Source organism: Salmonella sp. SJTUF15591 (genome assembly GCF_043356435.1).
Classification (GTDB): Bacteria; Pseudomonadota; Gammaproteobacteria; order Enterobacterales; family Enterobacteriaceae; genus Salmonella; species Salmonella enterica.
Window position 1 is genome coordinate 1 of sequence record NZ_JBEUJO010000002.1, and the last position, 2,122, is coordinate 2,122.

General features: G+C 52.0%; 1 tRNA gene and 2 rRNA genes. All 3 read right to left on the bottom strand.

Going from position 1 to position 2,122, the window contains the following annotated elements:
- Positions 1–107, bottom strand: a 23S ribosomal RNA gene (locus ABVM99_RS04205); the annotation flags it as partial.
- A 230-nt stretch (positions 108–337) separates the two neighbouring features.
- Positions 338–413 (bottom strand) — tRNA-Glu (locus ABVM99_RS04210).
- 85 nt (positions 414–498) lie between these two features.
- A 16S ribosomal RNA gene (locus ABVM99_RS04215) occupies positions 499–2,040 on the bottom strand.
- Positions 2,041–2,122 lie beyond the last annotated feature (82 nt).

Sequence of the window (2,122 nt, forward strand, 5' to 3'; positions counted from 1 at the left end):
CGGTTATAACGGTTCATATCACCTTACCGGCGCTTATCGCAGATTAGCACGCCCTTCATCGCCTCTGACTGCCAGGGCATCCACCGTGTACGCTTAGTCGCTTAACCTCACAACCCGAAGATGTTTCGTAAAACATTCTCGTGTCGCGAAAATTTGAGAGACTCACGAACAACTTTCGTTGTTCTGTGTTTCAATTTTCAGCTTGATCCAGATTTTTAAAGAGCAAATATCTCAAACGTGACTCGTAAGTCAGTTTTGAGATATTAAGGCAGGTGACTTTCACTCACAAACCAGCAAGTGGCGTCCCCTAGAGGTTTGACCTCATCAGTTTGAACGCTGGCGTCCCCTAGGGGATTCGAACCCCTGTTACCGCCGTGAAAGGGCGGTGTCCTGGGCCTCTAGACGAAGGGGACACTGAAGTCTCAATCGCAAGACGCCTTGCTTTTTACTTTCTATCAGACAATCTGTGTGAGCACTGCAAAGAACAGTTCTTTAAGGTAAGGAGGTGATCCAACCGCAGGTTCCCCTACGGTTACCTTGTTACGACTTCACCCCAGTCATGAATCACAAAGTGGTAAGCGCCCTCCCGAAGGTTAAGCTACCTACTTCTTTTGCAACCCACTCCCATGGTGTGACGGGCGGTGTGTACAAGGCCCGGGAACGTATTCACCGTGGCATTCTGATCCACGATTACTAGCGATTCCGACTTCATGGAGTCGAGTTGCAGACTCCAATCCGGACTACGACGCACTTTATGAGGTCCGCTTGCTCTCGCGAGGTCGCTTCTCTTTGTATGCGCCATTGTAGCACGTGTGTAGCCCTGGTCGTAAGGGCCATGATGACTTGACGTCATCCCCACCTTCCTCCAGTTTATCACTGGCAGTCTCCTTTGAGTTCCCGGCCTAACCGCTGGCAACAAAGGATAAGGGTTGCGCTCGTTGCGGGACTTAACCCAACATTTCACAACACGAGCTGACGACAGCCATGCAGCACCTGTCTCACGGTTCCCGAAGGCACATTCTCATCTCTGAAAACTTCCGTGGATGTCAAGACCAGGTAAGGTTCTTCGCGTTGCATCGAATTAAACCACATGCTCCACCGCTTGTGCGGGCCCCCGTCAATTCATTTGAGTTTTAACCTTGCGGCCGTACTCCCCAGGCGGTCTACTTAACGCGTTAGCTCCGGAAGCCACGCCTCAAGGGCACAACCTCCAAGTAGACATCGTTTACGGCGTGGACTACCAGGGTATCTAATCCTGTTTGCTCCCCACGCTTTCGCACCTGAGCGTCAGTCTTTGTCCAGGGGGCCGCCTTCGCCACCGGTATTCCTCCAGATCTCTACGCATTTCACCGCTACACCTGGAATTCTACCCCCCTCTACAAGACTCAAGCCTGCCAGTTTCGAATGCAGTTCCCAGGTTGAGCCCGGGGATTTCACATCCGACTTGACAGACCGCCTGCGTGCGCTTTACGCCCAGTAATTCCGATTAACGCTTGCACCCTCCGTATTACCGCGGCTGCTGGCACGGAGTTAGCCGGTGCTTCTTCTGCGGGTAACGTCAATTGCTGTGGTTATTAACCACAACACCTTCCTCCCCGCTGAAAGTACTTTACAACCCGAAGGCCTTCTTCATACACGCGGCATGGCTGCATCAGGCTTGCGCCCATTGTGCAATATTCCCCACTGCTGCCTCCCGTAGGAGTCTGGACCGTGTCTCAGTTCCAGTGTGGCTGGTCATCCTCTCAGACCAGCTAGGGATCGTCGCCTTGGTGAGCCGTTACCTCACCAACAAGCTAATCCCATCTGGGCACATCTGATGGCAAGAGGCCCGAAGGTCCCCCTCTTTGGTCTTGCGACGTTATGCGGTATTAGCCACCGTTTCCAGTAGTTATCCCCCTCCATCAGGCAGTTTCCCAGACATTACTCACCCGTCCGCCACTCGTCAGCAAAGCAGCAAGCTGCTTCCTGTTACCGTTCGACTTGCATGTGTTAGGCCTGCCGCCAGCGTTCAATCTGAGCCATGATCAAACTCTTCAATTTAAAAGTTTGATGCTCAAAGAATTAAACTTCGTAATGAATTACGTGTTCACTCTTGAGACTTGGTATTCATTTTTCGTCTTGC